Origin of the sequence: Gaetbulibacter sp. PBL-D1 (assembly GCF_050509525.1) — a bacterium.
GTDB lineage: Bacteria > Bacteroidota > Bacteroidia > Flavobacteriales > Flavobacteriaceae > Gaetbulibacter_B > Gaetbulibacter_B jejuensis.
Map to the genome: position 1 here is coordinate 1 of NZ_JBNWKB010000002.1, position 24,164 is coordinate 24,164.

Genomic DNA, 24,164 nt, shown 5'->3' on the forward strand with positions numbered 1-24,164 from the left:
TGTGAGGTAATGTTAGACTTGTCAAAATCAAAATAAATTGGGTCTAAGTTTACTCTGTCCACTGCCACTATCTCTTCTATTGGATCTAGTGCTATAGCTACTGCTACTTCTTCTTCCTCTGAGCCTTCTACTGTTACTCTTTTACTCTCATATCCGTCCATAGACACCTCAAGGGCTGAACCTTCTCCGCACTCTACAATGAACTCTACAGTACCGTCCGAATCGGTTACTTTTGACAATACTTTATTCCCCTTACTATCATACATCGTTACTGATGCTGCGTTAATTGGGTTACCTGTCTTTGAATCGGTTACTGTTCCTGTGATAAGTACATCACATAATGGTTGTAGTTTCTTAATAGCATAAATATCATCGCTTCCTACTCCGCCTTCTCTGTTTGATGAGACAAAGCCTTCTCCGCTTTCTTCATCTAATCTAAATGCAAAGTCATCAGCATTACTATTGATTGGCACTCCTATGTTTCTAACTGGTGCCATTTTACCGTCTATCTCCTTGGTATGGAATACATCTAGGTTTCCTAAGCCCAAGTGACCGTTTGATGAGAAGTACAGCGTTCCGTTACTGCTTATATAAGGAAACATCTCTTGTCCTTGCGTGTTTACCTTCTGTCCTAGGTTCTCTGCTTCTCCTAATGTACCATCATCGTTGATGCTTGCCTTGTAGATATCAAAAAGACCATAGCCACCTGGCATATTAGATGCAAAGTATAATGTCTTTCCGTCTGCGCTTACTGATGGGTTTTTTACCGAGTAATTCTCACTGTTGATTGCAAAGCCTTCTACATTGCTCCACTTATCGCCTTCTTTAGTTGCTTTGAACAATTGCAGTACACTGTATCTGTTTTTGGTGATAGAGTCTTTCTCGTACATCTTCTCAAAGAAACTTTCTCTTGAAAAGTACATCGTATTTCCATCTGGTGAAAATGATACTACTCCTTCATGATACTTTGTGTTTACTTTATCTTCTACTAATGCTGCTGCTAGATAGGTTCCATCTGCATTCTTTGACATTTCATAAATATCTAAAAATGGCTCTTCGTTCCATCCATAGGTTCTACGTGAGGTGTTTCTTGCTGATGTAATGTACAGCTTACCATCTTGTAGCGTTCCTCCAAAGTCAGAATACTTGCTGTTAAAGCCCATGTTTTGGATGTTGAACTTCTTGCCTTTTTCTAATATCTTTGGTAGATAGTCTGGATTCTTCTTATAAGCAATGGCTCTATCATCACTTGGACGCATCTCTGCAAATCTAGCCATTTGTACATTAGACGCTTCGTACTTCCCATTGGCCTTAAGCATTTGAGAATACTTAAAAATCATCTCTGGGTTGTCACTGCTCTCCAGTGCCTTGGCGTACCAGCGTTCTGCTTCCTCTGTATTGAATACATTGTAATAGGACTCGGCTAATTGACCGTATACATAACTGTCGCCTTTTCCGTCTTCTACTAACTTTGAATATTCTTCTGCTGCCTCAACAAACTCAAACCTGTTGAAGTGCTTGTCTGCTCTCTTGGTGTCCTTGTTCTGAGCTGTTACACTTAATCCACTCAGCAAGGTTATCAATAAATATTTTTGTATGTTTTTCATCTTTGGTTTGGCTTGAATGGTTAGAAATATCTTGGTGATCGTGATACCTTCTTAGGAAAGTTAAGGTCAAACAATAACATGAACTCATGCGATGCTGGTGCATACCTCTTTATATCTGAAGTAACACTATCATAAGCATAACCTATACGTAGCGATGGGGTAATCGCAAAATTGATAAGCCCTGAAAATGAATCATCAAGCCTATAAGAGGCTCCTATCTCGAACTTATCATAAAACAACGCATTTAAGTTTACATCAAAAGAGGTTGGTGCATCAAAGGCTGACTTAACCAAAAACGATGGCTTCAACTTGGTATTTTGTGATAAGTCAAACACATATCCTCCTGTTATGAAGTAATGGCTAACTTCTGAGCCTAACTCAAAACCATTGGCATCAAGGTGTACCGAATTTAAAATATTCGGTACAGATACTGCCAAATAGTAATGGTCTGTATAATAAAATGCTCCTGCGCCTATGTTTGGTGTCACACTGTTGATATTCTCCGAGAAGAAAGGATCGTTGGGATCCACGACATCAAGACCTGTGAGTCCTATATCATGAAACGTTGCGCCTGCCTTAACACCAAACGCCAAGCGGTGTTCGCCTCCTAATCGAAGTGTATACGAGAAATCCGCATAAGCATTGGTCTCGTTTACTGGTCCTATGTTATCTGATATAATCGATAACCCTAATCCTACTTTCTCGCCTACGGGAAGGTGACCAAAGAATGTTCCTGTCTTTGGTGCACCTTCTAATCCTGTCCACTGCGTACGATACAGTAAACCAAAACTTAGATTCTCCCTTGAGCCTGCATAAGCTGGGTTAATGACGTTCATATTATACATGTACTGTGTGTACTGTGGATCCTGCTGCCCAAAGACCTGAAAGCCTACGAGCGTTAGTATTAGTATTGTGAGTCTTTTCATGTTCTTAGATTAATTTCGGTTAGTCTTATTTGTTGATGTATACCCAAGCACTACGCTTCTTTGCTCCATTCTCATAGATCATCGTATAGAAGTAAGTACCTACTGGTAACTCATCTCCACTATTGCTCTGTCCATACCACTCATTTGTGTAGTTATCTTTAGAATATACTAATACACCATTACGGTTGAATATCTCTAATCGTGTTACACCATAACTACTTAAATCAAATGTGTCGTTCTGTCCTGGACTTACTCCTGGGGAAATACCCTCTGGTATTATACAACTCTCTAATTCAACGATATCAATACCTGCTATATAACTACATGTTGTTGTATTATTAATAACTTCAATCTCATAATATCCAGCAATCAATACTGGTATAGTTAATCCGTTTTCACCATCAATAAGACCTCCATCTTGATACCAATTAATTGTTACTTCAGATTCTTGATAGTTTTCAGGAATTGCTGTTATTTCTATTGGTATTGTTGCGTTAGGGCAAACCTCATAGTCAAAATCTGTTGGGAAAGATGTAAATAATGGGTCTTCAACAACTAAATTAAGACTAGTAGTAGAGTAACACTGTGTTGCATTGTTAGTCACTCTCACATAAACTGTTTGTGGGTCTGACACATTTGTATAAGGACTTGATAACTCACCTACATTATCAATAGCATCTGCTTCAGTTAAATGATAAGATATTGTAAAATCATCTGGGTTTTGACCTTCTGCTAAAACTTCAGTATCAGCTTCATATAAATAAAACTCTCCAAAACCTGATTCATCACAAGCAATTAAATCGGAAGGAGTACTTTCAACTTCAGGGTTTGGTAAAAACTCTATTACAATTGTGTCAGAAATGATACATTGAGGGGAGAAAATAATTTGAGTTGTATATTCTCCAGCTTCAGTTACCTCTAATATAGAAGTTGTTGCTCCTTCAATTAAAAATCCGTCTTTATACCAAACGTGATCTACTTGAGGTGCTTGAGTGTCTAAAACAACAGGCTGCCCATCACAAACTGCAGTTCCAGCATCAATTGTTATATCAACACCTAAGTCTACTTCTCCAATATCAAAACTTCCTGCTTTAAGGAATACTCCAGAATCTAAGGCAGTATCAAACCCACCATTAGAATCATCTCCTATTACCAATTTTATGTGATATGTTTCTCCTATGTTAACTTCTGAGTATGCTGTAAATACAGTAGTTCTTCCATCAAAAGATGTAGGTGGTAAGTTATTTGGTGTATATCCTCCAAAGTACTCTTCATTTATAGCTGAACAACCAGGGTTATCTGGATGAATGTTTGTTACTAAAATCGGTGTATTTGTTCCTGGTAATACTGCTAAGTTTGTTGTTACACCATTTTCATCAGTTAATAAAAATGCAAACGCATCAGAATACGTACATTCAAAGGTTCCACCTGTACTTCCGTTATATTCTTCCGATGCCATAATGAAATCAAAACTAAGCTCATCATCTAGAGGAACGAAATCGAACTCAATTACAGTAGCATTACTAGATTGTATACCTACAGCTGCATCTAAATCTGGGTCTCCTAACCATGCTAATAAACCATCGCTCATTGCATTTTGATTAGGTCCTGCTGCTAAAGAAGCATCTCCTGTAGTTAGTAAGATTCCATTTTCGAACGGAAATCCGTCACTTTCTCTGTAAAAATATCCTATTCCATTTACATCACCATAATCTGTTCCTGTTGAGTATGTAATGTTTGTTACTTGAGCACAAGGACTATCAATTAAAACATCTAGCACTAACTCTTCTATAGTATAAGTTGTTTGATCAACCAAAACATTACCTGGGGAAGGTCTTATACATAAATCAAACGTTGTTGTGTTATCTTCTCCATCAAAAGAAAATACTCTTACATAATATGTATTACCAACAACTAAGTTTGTTACCGCTCCTGCGGTTTCAGTTGTACAATATAATTCAGTTAAATTATCACATGTTCCTTCATAAACACCAAAATCTAAATTAAATGTTCCTCCTGTAATATTAGCGAGAGAAATAATTTGTGCTTCACTATTAGCTGTAAATTCAAACCATACATCATCATGTGGGTTTCCAGCACATGTTCCAGATGGCACACCTGAGTCTGTTGCTGCTAGCACTGTACCTGGAGTTACAACTGTACAAGAATCATCAGTATTAACTGAAGCAACTGTAGCATTACATGGATTGTCATTGTCTGGTGGACAAGCTAATTGCTGTATTGCTGGACTATTAATTACACAGTTTGAATCTTGGTCATTACTTATTGTTACTACCACATCTTGTAAGAAAGGGAATGGTCCAATTTGATAAGTTCCTACTGCGTTTACAGGAACTGTATCAGCATTTATATTGTTTGATATTGTTAATGATGTTGCATCACCCATAGAGGTAACATTTACATCAATTAAAAACTGATCTCCATTATCACAATCATCAACTATAGCATAAGTTGCTTGTGGGTTAATACATGTAGCACAACTAACAGTTATATCAAGTGGTGTATATCCTTCGGTTTCACAACTAAATACGCCGTCAGAAGTTACTGTAAATGAAATTGTATCTCCTAAAGATTGATAGTTTACTCCAGAAACATCTCCATTATTTCCATAAAAATCTGGTGGTGTTAACTCGGTTCCATCAGTATCATAAACATGTAATTCATCCCAACCATTTTCTACTTGTCCTGAGTTAATTACAAAATTAAGCGGTGTTCCGTCACTACTAGTAAAAGTAAATACGTTGGTATCGTTATTTTCATAACAGTACACAAAGTTTACTGGACCAGCTGTACAGTCTACTACATAATCCAAGCAAATTTCTTGGGTTAAACTTGGGCTTAAAAGAGCACAATTGGCATCATCGTCATTAACAACAGAAATTTCAACTCCAGTGTTATTAGCAAATGGTCCAAAAGTATATATACCTGTGGCATCAACATTTTGAGGTGTGCTGCCTTGGTTATCACTTATTGTAATTGTTCCTGCCGATCCTAAATCGGTTAAGTTTACATCAACAAAAAATTGTGGTCCATTAATACAATCACTAACTACTTCATAAGTCGCCACTGGATCTACACAAGTGTTTTCTGTAATTGTTAATGTGTAAGGAGTACTTTGAGGTGATGGCCATGTTGAAATTACTAGGTAATAGGTTGTTCCTCCAGTAACAGAGAAGTTATCAATTAACATGTCTCCTCCTTCAAAGCCATTTACAGCTCCTGTTTCACATTGTGTTCCTATATTAGCACAATCTGTATATACAAAAATACCTGTATAAGTCCCAATTCCTGATAATGATATATCAATTGACGTATCAACTGCTGGTGTATATGAATATACTACATCATCTCCTCCTAAATAACCAAAACCTACACCACAATCGTCTCCAGGTCCTCCAGTATAATCATCTCCATAATTAGAAGTGTCATCTGTTGTTACATAAGGTAATGGAGTGGTTACCATTATTGGGTTACTACATGTTTCTCCAGGTCCACTAATTCTATAAACAAATGGTCCTGCCCAAATACTAAATCCATCTGCTCCACAATCTGCCCTAACATAAAACTCATAATCAGTACCTTCGGTTAAATCTGTTATTTGTAAACTGTTAGTTCCTACAGAAACTCCTGAGTCAGATTCAGTTGGCACTGGTCCTCCTGCAACTTGATTAATAACTTCCCAAGCATCTTCGGTTCCTCCTTCAATCCAACTTAAATCTACTGTTGTTGCATTAACTAATGCATCTAAACCTGAAGGATTATTACATGTAGAATTATAAACATGTACATTATCTATCATCCAATACCAAGCCCAAACATCTCCATCATCATAGTAAAACCTAATTTGCATATTAGCATTTGCATAGGCTGTAATATCTATATGTTGTTCATCTGGTGTAGCAAAAGTTCCTACGTCTGCTGTTTGGTTTAATACTTCTACCCATGCAGAACCGTCATAAACTTCTACAATAGCAGCATCTCCTCCAATACTATTAAAGTACTGCTGGAAATCTAAAAACAGTCCTGTTGCTGCTGAACTATCAAAAACAGGTGAGGTCAATGTCTCTTGAAGCAACGTTCCATTTCCGTTAGCATCACTGTCTACAATAGCTCCATTTGAACCATCTAAACTGTTAAAACCTCCCTGTAATCCAGATACCCAAGAATCTCCTGTTGCAGCTCCTCCATCTGTAATTGTCCAGGTTGCTGGTATTTCTGTATCAAAATTTTCTTGCAAATAAGTCTGCGACTGCATTGACAAGCAAATAATGAAAAACGAAACAAATAATGTAATTTTTCTCATTAGGCTAGTGTTTTATATTAGTTAAGCTTTATTTTTCAAAGCAATATTACATAGGCCCACCACTAACTATGATGAAGTCCGACCTTCTGTTCATCTGGTGTTGTTCCTCTGTACATCCTGATCCACAGTCTTCCTTAGGCTCACTCTCTCCTTTTCCTGATCCTGTTATTCTTGATCTGTCTATCCCTTTAGAGACTACATAAGATACTGTTGTCTTTGCTCTCCTGTCCGATAAGGCCATGTTGTATGATGCTGATCCTCTACTGTCTGTATGTGACGATACTGAGATAACCATCTCTGGATACTTTTGCATTACCTGTACCAGCTTATCCAACTCAAATGCTGCTTGTGAGGTAATGTTAGACTTGTCAAAATCAAAATAAATTGGGTCTAAGTTTACTCTGTCCACTGCCACTATCTCTTCTATTGGATCTAGTGCTATAGCTACTGCTACTTCTTCTTCCTCTGAGCCTTCTACTGTTACTCTTTTACTCTCATATCCGTCCATAGACACCTCAAGGGCTGAACCTTCTCCGCACTCTACAATGAACTCTACAGTACCGTCCGAATCGGTTACTTTTGACAATACTTTATTCCCCTTACTATCATACATCGTTACTGATGCTGCGTTAATTGGGTTACCTGTCTTTGAATCGGTTACTGTTCCTGTGATAAGTACATCACATAATGGTTGTAGTTTCTTAATAGCATAAATATCATCGCTTCCTACTCCGCCTTCTCTGTTTGATGAGACAAAGCCTTCTCCGCTTTCTTCATCTAATCTAAATGCAAAGTCATCAGCATTACTATTGATTGGCACTCCTATGTTTCTAACTGGTGCCATTTTACCGTCTATCTCCTTGGTATGGAATACATCTAGGTTTCCTAAGCCCAAGTGACCGTTTGATGAGAAGTACAGCGTTCCGTTACTGCTTATATAAGGAAACATCTCTTGTCCTTGCGTGTTTACCTTCTGTCCTAGGTTCTCTGCTTCTCCTAATGTACCATCATCGTTGATGCTTGCCTTGTAGATATCAAAAAGACCATAGCCACCTGGCATATTAGATGCAAAGTATAATGTCTTTCCGTCTGCGCTTACTGATGGGTTTTTTACCGAGTAATTCTCACTGTTGATTGCAAAGCCTTCTACATTGCTCCACTTATCGCCTTCTTTAGTTGCTTTGAACAATTGCAGTACACTGTATCTGTTTTTGGTGATAGAGTCTTTCTCGTACATCTTCTCAAAGAAACTTTCTCTTGAAAAGTACATCGTATTTCCATCTGGTGAAAATGATACTACTCCTTCATGATACTTTGTGTTTACTTTATCTTCTACTAATGCTGCTGCTAGATAGGTTCCATCTGCATTCTTTGACATTTCATAAATATCTAAAAATGGCTCTTCGTTCCATCCATAGGTTCTACGTGAGGTGTTTCTTGCTGATGTAATGTACAGCTTACCATCTTGTAGCGTTCCTCCAAAGTCAGAATACTTGCTGTTAAAGCCCATGTTTTGGATGTTGAACTTCTTGCCTTTTTCTAATATCTTTGGTAGATAGTCTGGATTCTTCTTATAAGCAATGGCTCTATCATCACTTGGACGCATCTCTGCAAATCTAGCCATTTGTACATTAGACGCTTCGTACTTCCCATTGGCCTTAAGCATTTGAGAATACTTAAAAATCATCTCTGGGTTGTCACTGCTCTCCAGTGCCTTGGCGTACCAGCGTTCTGCTTCCTCTGTATTGAATACATTGTAATAGGACTCGGCTAATTGACCGTATACATAACTGTCGCCTTTTCCGTCTTCTACTAACTTTGAATATTCTTCTGCTGCCTCAACAAACTCAAACCTGTTGAAGTGCTTGTCTGCTCTCTTGGTGTCCTTGTTCTGAGCTGTTACACTTAATCCACTCAGCAAGGTTATCAATAAATATTTTTGTATGTTTTTCATCTTTGGTTTGGCTTGAATGGTTAGAAATATCTTGGTGATCGTGATACCTTCTTAGGAAAGTTAAGGTCAAACAATAACATGAACTCATGCGATGCTGGTGCATACCTCTTTATATCTGAAGTAACACTATCATAAGCATAACCTATACGTAGCGATGGGGTAATCGCAAAATTGATAAGCCCTGAAAATGAATCATCAAGCCTATAAGAGGCTCCTATCTCGAACTTATCATAAAACAACGCATTTAAGTTTACATCAAAAGAGGTTGGTGCATCAAAGGCTGACTTAACCAAAAACGATGGCTTCAACTTGGTATTTTGTGATAAGTCAAACACATATCCTCCTGTTATGAAGTAATGGCTAACTTCTGAGCCTAACTCAAAACCATTGGCATCAAGGTGTACCGAATTTAAAATATTCGGTACAGATACTGCCAAATAGTAATGGTCTGTATAATAAAATGCTCCTGCGCCTATGTTTGGTGTCACACTGTTGATATTCTCCGAGAAGAAAGGATCGTTGGGATCCACGACATCAAGACCTGTGAGTCCTATATCATGAAACGTTGCGCCTGCCTTAACACCAAACGCCAAGCGGTGTTCGCCTCCTAATCGAAGTGTATACGAGAAATCCGCATAAGCATTGGTCTCGTTTACTGGTCCTATGTTATCTGATATAATCGATAACCCTAATCCTACTTTCTCGCCTACGGGAAGGTGACCAAAGAATGTTCCTGTCTTTGGTGCACCTTCTAATCCTGTCCACTGCGTACGATACAGTAAACCAAAACTTAGATTCTCCCTTGAGCCTGCATAAGCTGGGTTAATGACGTTCATATTATACATGTACTGTGTGTACTGTGGATCCTGCTGCCCAAAGACCTGAAAGCCTACGAGCGTTAGTATTAGTATTGTGAGTCTTTTCATGTTCTTAGATTAATTTCGGTTAGTCTTATTTGTTGATGTATACCCAAGCACTACGCTTCTTTGCTCCATTCTCATAGATCATCGTATAGAAGTAAGTACCTACTGGTAACTCATCTCCACTATTGCTCTGTCCATACCACTCATTTGTGTAGTTATCTTTAGAATATACTAATACACCATTACGGTTGAATATCTCTAATCGTGTTACACCATAACTACTTAAATCAAATGTGTCGTTCTGTCCTGGACTTACTCCTGGGGAAATACCCTCTGGTATTACACAACTCTCTAATTCTATAACTGTTTCTGATACTTCGTAAGTACAAGTAGAATCGTTATAAGTAATAATTGCTGTATAAAGACCTTGTGTTAAAACAGGTAAGGTTAATCCTGTTTCACCACTAATAAGACCTCCATCTTGATACCATTCAACAGTAACATCTGACTCAGAATACCCTTGAGGGATTAATGCTATTTCTATTGGAACTGTTGCGTTAGGGCAAACCTCATAATCAACATCTGCCGTGTTAAATGTTGCAACAGGAATAGGAAGCACAATTAAATTTACACTAGTAGTAGAGTAGCAATCAAATGCTGAATTGCTTTCAACTCTTACATAAATAGTTTGAGAGTCACTTGTGTAAAGTGAAGAAGTATCTATAGCATTTTGACCTGCTTCAGCATCTGCTTCAGTTTCATGATAAGTAACTGTAAACTCCGTTGGGTCTTGACCATTTAATATATCAGCATCATAAGCTGCTAAATCGAAATCCTCAATACCATCACCTGAATTATCATCACATGCTTCTATATCTATACTTGTTGCTGTTGGTGTTGGTCCTGATATTATTAAATCAAAACTTGTTGTCGCAAAACAGAAAGAAGCATCTGGATTTGCATCTTCTACTCTTACATAAATAGTTTGCGGGTTAGATATGTTAGTGTATGGAGATGTTAAAGCGCCTGTATCAGTTTGAGCATCAGTAAGCGTCAAGTGATACGTTACATTAAATAAACTAGGATCTTGAGCTCCTAATATTCCTGCAGTTTGCATTTCTAAATCAAAGTCTTCGATTTCGTCTCCTGAAGCATCGTCACATGTTACAATATCATCTACAGGGTTAGCAACAGGCTCTAATCCGAAAATAACGGTTACTTGATCTTGAGCTTGTGCATCACATTGATCATCATAAGCAATAACAGTATAAGTACAAGACTCAGTAACTGTTAAAACAGAAGATTCTTCTCCTTCTATTATGAATCCATCACAATACCACTCATATCTATCAGCAAATGGAGAGTCTGCAACTAAATCGTAAGAAGGGAAACCACAGAAACTTTGATCTGGTCCTAAATCTACTTCTATTTCAGCTGTGACGTTACCGTCTCCATCATCTCCTCCATTAGTTTGACTAATTGAGATTGTTCCTGGATCGTCAGAGAAATTAGTAACTAGTAATATGTATATTTCTCCTGTTTGAGCATTATCAATTGTTAAGTTTTCTACTGAAACAAAAGAGTAACTACAATCAACTATATTACCAAATGGGTAAAAGTCAGGGTTACTTGTATTGTTTGGGCAAGAAGGACAATCTTCAAAAGCTATTTCAGTACAAGAATCTGCAACTGATTCAAATGGTCCCCAAAGTACAAAGTCTACATCGATACCATTACCATTATCATCTACTTGAGAAATTTCAATTTCTATTAATCCTGGATCTCCAATTTGAATGATGTTCCATGTAGGGTTTGGTGCAGATCCTAAACATGCAATATCGTTAGGGTCTGGAATTCCTATAATATTTGAAGTTACTAATGCTCCACCTTCTTGACAGAAGTTTTCAGCATTTTCACAGATTATATTTGTTGGAGCATCTTTAATACATAAATCGAAAGTACTTGTTTCTCCTACAGAACCTCCTGAGAATACTCTAATATAGTATGTATTTCCTACAACTAATTCAGGTGTTACACTTGCTGTGTCTGCTGAACAATATAACTCGGTTAAACCGTCACATGTTCCTTCGTAAAGTCCATGATCTAAGTTTGTGGTTCCTCCTGTGATATTTGTAATTGAAATCAGCTGAACTTCGTTTAATGCTGTAAATTGGAACCAAACATCATCGTCTGGGTCACCACCACATTCGCCATCTGGAACTCCAGAAGGTGTTGCTTCTATTATAGTTCCTGCTGTTACTAAATCACATGAATTGTCCTCATTTACATTAGCCACTATAGCATTACACGGGTTGTCGTTTTCAGGTGGACAAGCCAATAACTGAATTGGTGAGCTATTAATTACACAATTAACATCATCATCACTACTTACAGTTACCACAACATCAACTAAGAAAGGGAATGGTCCAATTTGGTATACTCCTTCTGAAGGCACTGAAACAGTTGTTGCATCAATGTTATTACTAATAGTTAATGAGTTAGCGTCTCCTAAAGATGTTACGTTAACATCAATTAAAAACTGATCACCATTATCACAATCATCAACTACTTGATAGGTTGCTTGAGGATTTATACATGTTGCACAAGCAACTGTTACATCAAATGGTGTGTAACCATTGTTCTCACAACTTACTGAACCATCTGAGTTAATGTACCATGATATTGTGTCTCCAGAAGATTGGAATGTCAATCCTGCTGGGTTTGGTGTATTTTGGTTGTATAGTATTGTTCCATCTGAATCTATTACAACTAACTCGTCACAACAACCTTCCATTTGACCATCATTTATTGTAAGGTTAAGAGGTAGTCCATTTGAACTTGTATAAGTAAATGTTGCTACTGATGGATCATCGTCTATATTATTAAAGTAACAGAATGTTGTGTTTACTGGCCCTAAGTCGCAGTCAACAATATTATCTAGACAATATTCTTCTGTTAAACTAGCACTTACCAATGTACAGTTAGCATCATCATCGTTTGCTGCTGTCATGATAACTGGTGTACCGTGTGCATATGGACCAAAAGTATAAACTCCTACTGCATCAACTGTTTGTGGTGTACTGCCTTGGTCGTCACTAATTGTAATGGTTCCTGCTGAACCTAAACTAGTTAAATCAACTTCTACTAAAAATTGATTTCCATTAGTACAATCGCTAACCGTTGAAAAAGTAGCTTCTGCATTCTCACAAGTTGCACAAGCAACTGTAACATCAAATGGTGTATAACCATTGCTCTCACAACTTACTGAACCATCTGAGTTAATGTACCATGATATTGTGTCTCCTGAAGATTGGAATGTCAATCCTGCTGGGTTTGGTGTATTTTGGTTGTATAGTATTGTTCCATCTGAATCTATTACAACTAATTCATCACAACAACCTTCCATTTGACCTGCGTTTATAGTCAGGTTCAATTGGCTACCATCTGTACTTGTATAACTAAAAGTTGCTACTGATGGATCGTCGTCTATATTATTAAAGTAACAGAATGTTGTGTTTACTGGTCCTACCGCACAATCTACGATATTGTCTAAACAATAGTTCTCAGTTAAACTAGCACTTACCAATGTACAGTTTGAATCATCATCGTTTGCTGCTGTCATTATTACTGGTGTACCATGAGCATATGGACCAAAAGTATAAACTCCTACTGCATCAACTGTTTGTGGTGTACTGCCTTGGTCGTCACTAATTGTAATTGTTCCTGCCGAACCTAAACTAGTTAAATCAACTTCTACTAAAAATTGATTTCCATTAGTACAATCGCTAACCGTTGAAAAAGTAGCTTCTGGATTTTCACAAGTTGCACAAGCAACTGTTACATCAAATGGTGTATAACCATTGCTTTCGCAACTTACTGAGACATCTGAATTAACATACCATGATATTGTATCTCCAGAAGATTGGAATGTCAATCCTGCTGGGTTTGGTGTATTTTGGTTGTATAGTATTGTCCCATCTGAATCTATTACAACTAATTCATCACAACAACTTTCCATTTGACCTGCATTTATCGTCAGGTTCAATTGGCTACCATCTGTACTTGTATAACTAAAAGTTGCTACTGATGGATCGTCGTCAATATTATTAAAGTAACAGAATGTCGTATTTACTGGTCCTACTGCACAATCTACGATATTGTCTAAACAATAGTTCTCAGTTAAACTAGTACTTACCAATGTACAGTTTGAATCATCATCATTTGCTGCTGTCATAATAACTGGTGTACCGTGTGCATATGGGCCAAAAGTATAAACTCCTACTGCATCAACTGTTTGTGGTGTACTACCTTGGTCGTCACTAATTGTAATTGTCCCTGCTGAACCTAAACTAGTTAAATCAACTTCTACTAAAAATTGATCACCATTAGCACAATCGCTAACCGTTGAAAATATTGCCTCAGCGTCTACACAAGTGTTTTCAGTAATTGTTAATGTATATGGTGTACTTTGAGGCGATGGCCATGTTGAAATTACTATATAATAGGTTGTTCCACTTGTAACAGTGTAATTATCTATCAGCATATCTCCTCCGGCAAATCCATTTACAGCTCCTGTTTCACATTGCGAACCTATGTTAGCACAATCTGTATATACAAAGATACCTGTATAAGTACCTACACCTGATAATGCAATATCAATTGAAGTATCAACTGCTGATGTATATGAATACACAACATCATCTCCTCCTAAATATCCTGAAGTTGAACCACAGTTAGCTCCTGGTCCTCCAGTGTAATCATCTCCATAATTAGAAGTATCATCTGTTGTTACATAAGGTAATGGTGTGGTTACCATTATTGGGTTGCTACAAATAGAACCTGCTGGTGGCTCTTCTCTAGTTGTAAAACTTAACTCAGCACATCCTTGAGCATCTCCATTAGAATTATATGGTGTTACATTAACAAAATACTCAGTACTATAAGCTAACGGAGTGCTTGGTGTATAAGTTAACACGTTTCCTAAATCTAGGTCATTTACAATATCGACACCTCCTGTAGATGTTCCTATAGAAATTCTATATCCTGTTGCTCCACCAGTAGCTTGAGTCCAATTGATAGCTGTATCTTCAAGTACATCAATCGAATCGTCAACTGGAGTGGTAAAAGTAGAACAAGATGGAGGGTCTACTAATTCTACAGCATTAAACGCTGTAACATCAAAATCTAAGTCATTTGGTGATCCCCATTGCCCAATTGCAATGTAAACGGTTTCACCTGCTCCAACATTTGCTAAAACTGTCTGAGACACATTACCTGTTGTTGAACTTGCAGATGCTAAACACCCTTCTAGAGCAGTACCATTACAATCAGAAAAGATCCCAATACCATTCCAACCATTTCTGGTAAAAATAGTCATAGATATTTCTTCATCGTTAGCTCCAGCGGTATACCCAAAAAGGTACACATCATCATCCCAGTAGAATGCATTTGAAGTACATGAATCTGGATTTGGGTCATTCCAATCTTCAATTCCAGCTGTTCCTGGTGTAGTTATCCCGTCAGCTGTATAACCATCGGTTATCATAATAGGGGAATCGCAGCTAAATTGCGCTATTGATGTTTGGCAAAATGCCAACAAAAAGCTTAAACTTAGCCAAATAGTAATTTTTTTCATTTGGTTTTAGCAGTTAATAATTGAACAAATTATTTTATATAATCTCAAGATATTGATTGTTAATACCTTAATACTATGTTTATAAAAATTAATCTGGGGTTATAAACAATCATAGTATTTAAGCAATACCTGATAAGCTACCGAAGATAAAAAAAAAGTATCTTAACAACCCATTAACATTATGATAATAGATTAAATGCATTTATCTCCGATAAAATGATTAAGCACTTTTTTAATCTGTTTTTCTTAACTCAATAAATACTGGAAAATGATCACTAAATCCGCCTTTGTATTTTTTTCCAACAAAAGTTCTGTAAGGCTGACCTTTATACTTACCATTATATTGTGTTAAAAATTTTGAGTCAAAAATATTGGCGTCAGAAAATTTTAATGTATTTGGTTTAGTCTCAAGAAAATTTATCGATACCATTATTTGGTCAAAAACATTCCAATTAAAATCATGATTAAGACTTCCTTTGTCAATGCTTCTTAAATTTTGCATTGGATTATAAAGGTTTGCACCTGCCACTAACTCTTCAACACTATCATCATTTGGGTTGTCATTAAAATCGCCCATAACAATAATTTTTGAATTTGGATTCTCTTGTTTTAAACGGTTAACAACTTCAATATTCTTTTGAGCAGCCAACACTCTTTTATATGATGATGCTTCTTCACCTTCTCTTCTTGATGGCCAATGGTTAACTATAATATGTATTTCCTCTCCTCCCAACATACCAGAAACCAAAAGAACATCTCTAGTGAAATCTATTTCACCATCTTCATCTGTGATGAAAACATTGAAGGTTTCAGAAGAGTTTACAGTAAATACATCCTTATTATATATAAGAGCAACATCTATTCCTCGTTCATCAAGTGAATTATAATGCACATAATCGTAATTAATGGATTGCAAATCTTTACTCGCAAGCAAATCTTTTAATACACGCTTATTTTCAACCTCAGCTAAACCAATAATTGCTGGAGGTGTAGTATTCTCATCAGTTCCAATCTGTGAAATTACCGATCCAATTTTGTAAATTTTCCTATCGTATTTTTTTTGAGTCCATCTTTTATCCGAAGTTGGTAAAAAATCATCATCATTAGTAAATGGATCATTATGAATGTCGAATAAATTTTCAATATTATAAAACGCTATCGTGTATTGCATTGAATGTGGTTTTGCTTAAAAGAATAGACTAAAGGAAGCTCTAAAAATAAGAAAATTAAACTGCAAACAATTGTGTAACTTTGTGCTTTAAATTAATATATGCTAGAAAAAAAGGACATAACGTTAGAAAAAGCAGTTTTAATAGGTGTAATTACTAAAGAACAAGACGAATCGAAATCCAAAGAGTATCTCGATGAGCTTGAGTTTTTAACCTATACTGCTGGTGGCGAAGTGGTAAAACGTTTTACCCAAAAAATGGATATGCCAAACCCAAAAACTTTTATTGGGTCTGGTAAAATGAATGACGTACAAGAATTTATTAATGAAAATGAAATTGGTACCGCAATTTTTGATGACGAATTATCTCCAGCCCAAGAGCGCAACATAAGTAAAATACTTAACTGCAAAGTCTTGGACAGAACCAATTTAATTCTCGATATTTTTGCACAACGTGCACAAACCAGTTATGCAAGAACACAGGTTGAGCTTGCTCAATGCGAATATTTACTACCTAGACTTAAAGGAATGTGGACTCACCTTGAGCGACAAAAAGGAGGAATTGGTATGCGTGGTCCTGGTGAAACCGAAATAGAAACTGACCGACGTATTGTACGTGATAAAATTGCGTTGCTTAAAGCCAAGATAAAAACCATTGACAAACAAATGTCTGTGCAACGAGGTAACAGAGGTCAAATGGTTAGAGTTGCACTTGTAGGTTACACCAATGTTGGAAAATCTACCTTAATGAATGTTGTAAGTAAAAGTGAAGTATTTGCCGAAAACAAACTATTTGCAACGCTAGACACTACTGTACGAAAAGTAGTTATTCAAAACCTTCCGTTTTTAATGACTGACACAGTAGGATTCATTAGAAAACTACCAACTCAATTAGTTGAAAGTTTTAAAAGTACTTTAGATGAAGTTCGAGAAGCTGATTTATTACTTCATGTGGTTGATATTTCGCACCCTAATTTTGAAGAGCATATTGAATCGGTAAATAAAATATTAGATGAAATTCATAGCTCTGACAAACCTACTATAATGGTGTTTAATAAAATTGATGCCTATGAAGCCGAACCATTTGATGAAGACGATTTAATGGAAGAACGCACTAAAGCACATTACTCTCTTGAAGAGTGGAGAACCACTTGGATGAATAAAATAGGTGATTACGCTTTGTTTATTTCAGCATTGAATAAAGAGAACCTAGAAGACTTTAGAAAACGTGTTTATGATGAAGTTAGAAAAATTCATATCACACGCTTCCCTTACAATCACTTTTTGTATCCAGATTATTCCAACGAAGATTTTGAATCATAAAAAAAGCACGCTAGTTAGCGTGCTTTTTAATATTATATTCTATTTCAATTAGAATTTATAGCTTAATCCTAATGTCCAATAGGTTTGTAAATCATTATCTACATTACCAAAAGAAGGCTCGTCATCTCCAGATAAAGGATCAAAATTACCTAAAGCATAGTTTAACGCTTCTTGTTTGTTGCTTCTTAATCCAAAGTCAAAACCAACACCAATCATTTTCCATAGTGTGTAACCAAAAGAGTTTGTCCATGTCCAGTTAGAAAGGTCTGAGCTCTTGTAGCTTTGGAACATTGATAAGTTAGATTTAAAGTTTACAGCCCCTATTTGTCTTGTATAATCTGCTACAATTTTAGCACCAAGTGATGAATCAAAAATTGCATCATTATCAGCAAATACAAAGTTGTAGTTTAAAGGATGAACAACAACTATTAAATTATCAACAGGAGTCCAAGTAAAACCAACACCTAGATCTAAATATCCAGGATCGTTAAAGTTGTTTAAAAGTGTCGTTCTGTATTCTAATAATGCAGAAGCTGCTAATTTGTTGGTGATGTTTCTACCATATAAAGATGATAGGTTAAACACGTCTGTTATTGGGTTAAAATCATCATCATCTAAATCAGTATCCTTATCATCAAGTTTAATCCAGTTAAGGTTTGCAGTTAATGCATTTCTCCAGAAATATTTTTCTTGAATTAAATTGGCATAACCGTTAAAAGACACACCTATACTACCCGATGAGTTATTTGGTGTTCCTTGTGCATACCAATTGTTAAAGTTAGAAATGCTTCCTCCAATTGTACCAAAAGCACCTACTCTCCATCCTGGAAGCGCATCAATTTGAGCTTGTAGAGCATTAACTCTACCTTGTATAGCTACAATCGAATCCTTTTTTGCTGCTTGTTCAGCCTTTAGTTCTTCCATTGTTTGAGCGTTAGTTGTAAACGCTACTGTAATTAAAGCAATTGTAAATAATAGTTTCTTCATTATACTTCTTTTTAAATCAAATTTTTACTGTACAAAAATAGTCTTTTTCTTAGACTCAACTTTATTACAAAAGTCACATTTTACCTTTCTTATATAAAGGTACAGTTGAGCAAGCTTCACCATACATAATAGATTTTGCTATAGGTTGTAATTTTGAAATAAGCAATGTGTAAGCAGATTCAGGGATAGGTTTGTTGGCACATCCTTTTATAATAAGAGGTTTTTCAGAATAGTCTGAAACATCTAATTGCGATATAATATCTTGATAAATTGCTGTTTCTAAAGTCACCAAATCACCAACTACAATTTTTTTGGCATAAGCCGAAACATGCGATGTAATAAGTAAATACGCCCAAGAAGGAATTATCGCATCTACAGAACACGTTAATGCTAAATAAGCATCTTGGTATTGTGACCAATCGTGTTCCTTAACAAAAGCTCTAAAATCAGATTCTTTTAAAATAAGCTCTTGAAACAACCAGTCTTTTATATCAAATAACACGCGTTGCCCTTTTGGATAGTAGTCTTCCAAATCTATAGTAACAAGTTTACTATTTGCGACTCTGTTTATAATTTCTTCTGCCATACTACAAAGATAAATTGTTTTACTCGAAAATCGAGTGTTTAATATGTTGAAAGCTATTGATAACCTTCTGCCTGAAGTGTAAATAATTCAGCATATAACGATTTGTTTGCCATTAACGCTTCATGAGTTCCTATTTCAAGAACACGACCTTCTTCTAGAACCAAAATCCTATCGGCTTGTCTAACTGTACTAAATCTATGTGAAATAATAATGCTTGTTTTTCCTTCGGTAAGCCCAATAAACCTTGTGAACACATCACTTTCGGCTTTGGCATCAAGTGCTGATGTAGGTTCGTCTAGAATCATTACTTCGGCATTTTTCATATACGCTCTTGCTAAAGCTACTTTTTGCCATTGTCCACCAGAAAGTTCCATGCCGTTTACAAAACGTTTTCCTAATTGTTGGTTGTAACCGTGTTTTAACTCTGAAATCACATCATTTGCTAAACTTAATTCGGCAGCATTTTCAATTTTTTCTTGATTGTTCAGTTCGTCAATATCACCAATAGCAATGTTTTCTTTTACAGTAAATTCATACTTAAAGAAATCTTGAAAAATCACTCCAAAAAACTCTTGGTATTCGGCTTTATTAAAGCGATTTATATTAATACCATCTAACAAAATTTCTCCAGAAGTTGGTTCGTAAAAACGTAATAATAGTTTGGTTAATGTGGTTTTTCCTGCACCATTTTGACCGACAAACGCTAGTTTTTCACCAGCTTGTAATGTAAACGAAATGCCTTTTAATATTTCAACTTCAGAACCTGGATACGAAAAATGCACGTCTTTAAACTCAAAACCTTGTTTAATCTGTTTTGGTAATGGCACATCTTCTTTGGTTTTTGAAGCTACAGAAATATCAACGAAATCAAAATAATCTTTAAGGTATAAAGCACTTTCAGAAATACGTGTGAATTTTGAAAAGAAGTCTTGAAGGTTTTTCATAAGCCTATTGAAAGACCCAGAAAGAAACGTAAGTTCACCTAGTGTAATAGCGCCAGAAAGCACACGATAAATGATAAACACATAAGCGCCATAATAACTTAATGAACCCAAAACGTTAAACACAAAACCTAAAGCCGAACGTTTTATAGCAAGGGTTTTGTTGAGTTCATAGTATTCTTCTGAAAGGTTTTTAAATCGATTTACAACAAAATCTGTAAGTCCAAAAAGCTTTATTTCTTTTGCTGTTTTATCATTGGCACCAATAAATCGTAAGTAATCTAATTCTCTGCGTTCTGCTGTCCAGCTTCTAGCCAATGAATATTGTTGTTGACTAAAGCGAACTTCGTTAATAAACGACGGAATTATACTCAACACCAACAAGATGATTAAATACGGTTCAAAATAAATTAAACCAGCCACAAGTGTTGCAATAGAAATGGCGCTTTGTGCTTGTCCTAACACGTTAGACATAAGACCAACACGACCTGTGGTTTGAGTTCTGGCACGTTCTAGCTTATCGTAAAAATCGGCATCCTCTAACAGACTAATGTTAATTTGATTGGTCTTTTTTATAATAGTAACCGAAGTTGCAATATTATATTCATCGCCAAGTAAACCATCAGTTAGTGAAATAGCACGACTTACCAAATCTGATAAAATAACTAGCGTAAATTCTACAGCAACATAGGTCCAAAGTTGGGTGTAATCTGTAACCTCTAATGAGGTTTGAAGAATAATTTCATCTATAATGAGTTTTCCAACCCATAAAATAATAACAGGAAGCAATGCACCAATTAATCTGCAAAAGGCAGCAAGTAAAAAAAGTTTTTTGTTTACGTTCCAGATTTCTCTAAAAAACCTTGGAATGTAAACAAGCGCATTAAAAGACGACTTAAGATTAGTTTTTTTATCGTCTTTTAATGAAGTAGGCGTACGTCTTGGCATTTATAAAAACCTTATTAAAGCATACCAAGTTCTAACTTGGCTTCTTCGCTCATTAAATCTTGACTCCAAGGCGGATCAAAAGTAATTTCTACTTCAGCAGATTTTACTTCGTCTATTGATTTCACCTTTTCTTCAACTTCCATAGGTAATGTTTCGGCAACAGGACAATTAGGTGTTGTTAAAGTCATTAGGATTTTTACATCATAATCTTCGTTAACAAAAACGTCATAAATTAAACCTAATTCGTAGATGTCTACAGGAATTTCAGGATCAAAAATAGATTTTAAAACCTTTACTATTTTTTCGCCCAAAGCATTTGTATCTATTGTGGTTTCCATATTAATTTAATTGTGTTTGGTACGCAACTGCATACATTTTTAATTGTTTTATCATACTTACTAAACCATTAGCTCTAGTAGGCGATAAATGTTCTTTTAGTCCAATCTCATCAATAAAATCTGTATTAGCTTCTATGATATCTTTTGGATGTTGGTTTGAGAATACACGAATTAAAATAGCGATAATACCTTTGGTAATAATAGCATCACTATCTGCAGTAAAAACAACTTTATCTGTATCTAAATTGGCATGTACCCAAACTTTACTTTGGCAACCTTTTATAATAAAATCGTCGGTTTTGTATTGTGCATCAATTAGTGGAAGTGTTTTACCTAAATCTATCATGTATTGGTAACGTTCTTCCCAATCATCAAACATTGAAAATTCGTCTATAATCTCGTTTTGTATCTCTTGTATTGTCACAGTCTTTCTTTTATGCAAAAATACGAATAGTTATACAGCTTTTCAATTATTTACCCTTTTCGGCAATTACCAATAATTTCTCAATTAAAGGTGCAACATATTTATTAGGATTTCCAGCATCAAACACAGGTGTTTGATAGGTTTTTCCTTTATATTCAATCATTAATCGTCCTATTGGAGCACCATCATATTGATGTGCTTTTGAAGGTGCTTCTAGTGTGTTTAATTTTTCTAAATCTAATTCTTGAATCAATTTATTTAAAGCAGCTAAGTCTTCTTCAGAACACGTTTTTTTAGCTTCTTTTAAATCCATTCCTTTAAGAGTTGTCATAATACCATTTTGAAATTTTAACGAATTATGAAATCCTCTTGTAGTTGCAGAGTACTCAATTATATAATCGCTTTCTTGTGCAACTTTATTAGACTTTGTTTCGGTTTTAGAAGCTTTTAATACCACTGTGTCTCCACTCATAAAACTCAACTCTTCATTTGCAAAAACTAATGTTTGGGTTTTAGATAATGCACTTAATATTTTTCGTTCAATTGTATTAATACTGTCCATACAAAATCGTTTTGTAGACATTAGAGGTCCAAAGGTAATTGAATCATTTTCAAACGTATAATCACCCATAAATTGATTACAACCAGAATATCCTGATACTTTATTTGTCTTATTATCAAAGGAAATGGTCAAATCGTCAGGTAATGTATCGTTTTCATCAATGGCTACTATTTTATAAGCCCCTGATAACATGACTTTTTCTCTATTTATAGCATTCTCATTACTATTTGTTAGCGACTCTTGTTTAGATGCTCCACAAGAGTTCAATAGTACTAGGTTTAATATGAGTAAAATTAATTTCATCTTGATTGTATTTTGGTTTAGACCATTAATAATACAAAAAAGAAGCCAAAGTTGTTAAGACAACATCTTTTGTGCTTTTTTGACACCTTCTACTAAAGCATCAATCTCTTCTTTAGTATTATAAAATGCAAATGAAGCTCTAACAGTACCAGGAATTTTGTAGAAATCCATAATAGGTTGTGCACAATGATGACCTGTACGAACAGCTATACCTAGTTTATCTAGAATAGTACCTACATCATAAGGATGAATTCCTTCTAAATTAAAAGAAACAACTGATGTTTTGTGCTTAGAAGTTCCGTAAATTTTAAGTCCATCGATAGCTAGTAACTTTTCAGTAGCATACTCAAGTAACTCATGCTCGTAGTTTGCAATAGCATCAAAACCTATTGCATTCATATAGTCAATTGCAGCTCCAAAAGCAATGCCTCCACAAATATTTGGTGTTCCTGCTTCGAATTTGTGAGGTAAATCGGCATAAGTTGTTTTTTCAAAAGTAACTTCAGCAATCATTTCGCCACCACCTTGATATGGAGGCAACAGGTTTAACCATTTTTCTTTTCCGTAAAGAATACCAACTCCTGTTGGACCACACATTTTATGCGCTGAAGCGACATAAAAATCAACGTCTAAAGCCTGAACATCTGGTTTAATATGTGGACACGCTTGAGCTCCATCAACTAAAACTGCTGCATCTACTTGATGCGCTTTTTTAATGATAGTTTCAATAGGATTAATGGTTCCTAAAGCATTTGAAATATGATTAACAAATACCAATTTGGTGTTTTGAGATAATAGCTTGTCAAATTCTGACATAACCAACTCACCATCTTGGTTCATTGGAATGACTTTTAGCGTTGCTCCTGTGCGTTCACACAACATTTGCCAAGGTACAATATTACTATGGTGCTCCAAGGCAGAAACAATAATTTCATCACCTTTTTTTAATAGTGATGAAAACCCATTAGCTACTAAATTAATACCATGCGTAGTACCAGAAGTAAAAATAATCTCGTGAGATGTTTTGGCATTAAAATGCGCTTGTATTTTCAGTCTAGCTTCTTCATATTTGTCAGTTGCTTCCTGACTTAGTGTATGAACACCTCTATGTATATTAGCATTATAGCCACTGTAATAATCAACAATACAATCAATTACCTGTTGTGGTGTTTGCGAAGTTGCAGCGTTATCAAAATACACTAATGGTTTGCCATTGACTTTTCTTGAAAGTATTGGAAAGTCTTTTCGTATGTCAGCTACATTTAAAGACATAAA

At 35.7% G+C, this 24,164-nt stretch carries 15 protein-coding genes; 1 reads left to right on the top strand and 14 read right to left on the bottom strand.

What is annotated here, in order from left to right; all coding sequences use genetic code 11:
* From ACQ0RB_RS02015 to ACQ0RB_RS02045, 7 genes are all read right to left on the bottom strand, one after another.
* Nucleotides 1-1,607, bottom strand: a 1,607-nt coding sequence (locus ACQ0RB_RS02015) for a carboxypeptidase regulatory-like domain-containing protein (protein ID WP_430496134.1), incomplete at its 3' end; no start/stop codon positions are given.
* A 20-nt stretch (nucleotides 1,608-1,627) separates the two neighbouring features.
* Nucleotides 1,628-2,533, bottom strand: a complete 906-nt coding sequence (locus ACQ0RB_RS02020) for a PorP/SprF family type IX secretion system membrane protein (protein WP_131506506.1) — start codon at nucleotides 2,531-2,533, stop codon at nucleotides 1,628-1,630.
* A gap of 25 nt (nucleotides 2,534-2,558) precedes the next feature.
* Nucleotides 2,559-6,857 (bottom strand): choice-of-anchor L domain-containing protein, encoded by a 4,299-nt coding sequence (locus tag ACQ0RB_RS02025; RefSeq protein ID WP_430496136.1) that lies wholly within the window; start codon nucleotides 6,855-6,857, stop codon nucleotides 2,559-2,561.
* 46 nt (nucleotides 6,858-6,903) lie between these two features.
* Entirely contained in the window at nucleotides 6,904-8,811 is a 1,908-nt protein-coding gene (locus ACQ0RB_RS02030) for an OmpA family protein (protein ID WP_262733578.1), read from the bottom strand.
* Between the two features lie 20 nt (nucleotides 8,812-8,831).
* Entirely contained in the window at nucleotides 8,832-9,737 is a 906-nt protein-coding gene (locus ACQ0RB_RS02035) for a PorP/SprF family type IX secretion system membrane protein (RefSeq protein WP_131506506.1), read from the bottom strand.
* A gap of 25 nt (nucleotides 9,738-9,762) precedes the next feature.
* Nucleotides 9,763-15,309, bottom strand: a complete 5,547-nt coding sequence (locus ACQ0RB_RS02040; RefSeq protein WP_430496138.1) for a gliding motility-associated C-terminal domain-containing protein — start codon at nucleotides 15,307-15,309, stop codon at nucleotides 9,763-9,765.
* Between the two features lie 232 nt (nucleotides 15,310-15,541).
* A complete protein-coding gene (locus ACQ0RB_RS02045; protein WP_430496140.1) occupies nucleotides 15,542-16,480 on the bottom strand; it encodes an endonuclease/exonuclease/phosphatase family protein in 939 nt (312 codons plus the stop codon).
* Between the two features lie 99 nt (nucleotides 16,481-16,579).
* Here ACQ0RB_RS02045 and hflX point away from each other — a divergent pair, with 99 nt between their 5' ends.
* The gene (gene hflX, locus ACQ0RB_RS02050) at nucleotides 16,580-17,800 is read left to right on the top strand and encodes a GTPase HflX (RefSeq protein ID WP_129759935.1); all 1,221 of its coding nucleotides are present in this window, start codon (nucleotides 16,580-16,582) and stop codon (nucleotides 17,798-17,800) included.
* Between the two features lie 48 nt (nucleotides 17,801-17,848).
* Here hflX and ACQ0RB_RS02055 read toward each other — a convergent pair whose 3' ends face one another.
* From ACQ0RB_RS02055 to ACQ0RB_RS02085, 7 genes are all read right to left on the bottom strand, one after another.
* A complete protein-coding gene (locus ACQ0RB_RS02055) occupies nucleotides 17,849-18,787 on the bottom strand; it encodes a DUF3078 domain-containing protein (RefSeq protein WP_430496142.1) in 939 nt (312 codons plus the stop codon).
* A 73-nt stretch (nucleotides 18,788-18,860) separates the two neighbouring features.
* The gene (locus tag ACQ0RB_RS02060; RefSeq protein ID WP_335972755.1) at nucleotides 18,861-19,373 is read right to left on the bottom strand and encodes a DUF2480 family protein; all 513 of its coding nucleotides are present in this window, start codon (nucleotides 19,371-19,373) and stop codon (nucleotides 18,861-18,863) included.
* A gap of 53 nt (nucleotides 19,374-19,426) precedes the next feature.
* Entirely contained in the window at nucleotides 19,427-21,262 is a 1,836-nt protein-coding gene (locus tag ACQ0RB_RS02065; RefSeq protein WP_430496144.1) for an ABC transporter ATP-binding protein, read from the bottom strand.
* A 14-nt stretch (nucleotides 21,263-21,276) separates the two neighbouring features.
* On the bottom strand, nucleotides 21,277-21,600 hold the full coding sequence (locus ACQ0RB_RS02070) for an SUF system Fe-S cluster assembly protein (protein WP_129759931.1): 324 nt from the start codon (nucleotides 21,598-21,600) through the stop codon (nucleotides 21,277-21,279).
* Nucleotide 21,601: 1 nt separating this feature from the next.
* Nucleotides 21,602-22,024, bottom strand: coding sequence for a SufE family protein (locus ACQ0RB_RS02075; protein WP_129759930.1), 423 nt, complete (start codon nucleotides 22,022-22,024; stop codon nucleotides 21,602-21,604).
* 46 nt (nucleotides 22,025-22,070) lie between these two features.
* The gene (locus ACQ0RB_RS02080) at nucleotides 22,071-22,889 is read right to left on the bottom strand and encodes an META domain-containing protein (RefSeq protein WP_430496147.1); all 819 of its coding nucleotides are present in this window, start codon (nucleotides 22,887-22,889) and stop codon (nucleotides 22,071-22,073) included.
* Between the two features lie 54 nt (nucleotides 22,890-22,943).
* On the bottom strand, nucleotides 22,944-24,161 hold the full coding sequence (locus ACQ0RB_RS02085) for an aminotransferase class V-fold PLP-dependent enzyme (protein ID WP_430496149.1): 1,218 nt from the start codon (nucleotides 24,159-24,161) through the stop codon (nucleotides 22,944-22,946).
* Between the last annotated feature and the right edge of the window lie 3 nt (nucleotides 24,162-24,164).

Bases quoted from the DNA above. Each gene is read 5' to 3' on its own strand.
- ACQ0RB_RS02085 (WP_430496149.1), bottom strand. From the start codon at position 24,161: ATGTCTTTAAATGTAGCTGACATACGAAAAGACTTTCCAATACTTTCA.
- ACQ0RB_RS02055 (WP_430496142.1), bottom strand. From the start codon at position 18,787: ATGAAGAAACTATTATTTACAATTGCTTTAATTACAGTAGCGTTTACA.
- ACQ0RB_RS02060 (WP_335972755.1), bottom strand. From the start codon at position 19,373: ATGGCAGAAGAAATTATAAACAGAGTCGCAAATAGTAAACTTGTTACT.
- ACQ0RB_RS02070 (WP_129759931.1), bottom strand. From the start codon at position 21,600: ATGGAAACCACAATAGATACAAATGCTTTGGGCGAAAAAATAGTAAAG.
- ACQ0RB_RS02045 (WP_430496140.1), bottom strand. From the start codon at position 16,480: ATGCAATACACGATAGCGTTTTATAATATTGAAAATTTATTCGACATT.
- ACQ0RB_RS02035 (WP_131506506.1), bottom strand. From the start codon at position 9,737: ATGAAAAGACTCACAATACTAATACTAACGCTCGTAGGCTTTCAGGTC.
- ACQ0RB_RS02065 (WP_430496144.1), bottom strand. From the start codon at position 21,262: ATGCCAAGACGTACGCCTACTTCATTAAAAGACGATAAAAAAACTAAT.
- hflX (WP_129759935.1), top strand. From the start codon at position 16,580: ATGCTAGAAAAAAAGGACATAACGTTAGAAAAAGCAGTTTTAATAGGT.
- ACQ0RB_RS02080 (WP_430496147.1), bottom strand. From the start codon at position 22,889: ATGAAATTAATTTTACTCATATTAAACCTAGTACTATTGAACTCTTGT.
- ACQ0RB_RS02025 (WP_430496136.1), bottom strand. From the start codon at position 6,857: ATGAGAAAAATTACATTATTTGTTTCGTTTTTCATTATTTGCTTGTCA.
- ACQ0RB_RS02020 (WP_131506506.1), bottom strand. From the start codon at position 2,533: ATGAAAAGACTCACAATACTAATACTAACGCTCGTAGGCTTTCAGGTC.
- ACQ0RB_RS02040 (WP_430496138.1), bottom strand. From the start codon at position 15,309: ATGAAAAAAATTACTATTTGGCTAAGTTTAAGCTTTTTGTTGGCATTT.
- ACQ0RB_RS02030 (WP_262733578.1), bottom strand. From the start codon at position 8,811: ATGAAAAACATACAAAAATATTTATTGATAACCTTGCTGAGTGGATTA.